The 264-nt window shown below is 65.9% G+C and carries 1 protein-coding gene; it reads right to left on the reverse strand.

The window, feature by feature from the left end; translation table 11 throughout:
- On the reverse strand, window positions 1-196 hold a 196-nt coding region (locus F8561_RS22480; RefSeq protein WP_192938274.1), incomplete at its 3' end, for a plasmid mobilization protein.
- Window positions 197-264 lie beyond the last annotated feature (68 nt).

Below are 264 nucleotides of genomic sequence, written 5' to 3' on the forward strand. Positions count from 1 at the left end.
GGCGGGCTATCTGGTTCAGGTTATTGCCCATGCCGGCAAGCTGGCGCAGCAGCGCCGGCGAGAGTGAGGGGAGCTTTCCGGAACGTGCCGGCTTTTCGTCCAGGCAGATCTGCCGCATCCACGCCGCCAGCTGCCTGCCGTCGCAGCGCTCGAGCAGCCGCCGGTGCTCGTCCTCCGTCACCCACATGGTGAGCATCTTGCTCCGTTTCTCTGACAAACCGGCCTCCTGATAACGCCGGGACGGGCGGGAAAGCCTTTCCCGGT

The sequence above is a fragment of the Enterobacter sp. 198 genome, assembly GCF_009025585.1.
Classification (GTDB): Bacteria; Pseudomonadota; Gammaproteobacteria; order Enterobacterales; family Enterobacteriaceae; genus Enterobacter; species Enterobacter ludwigii.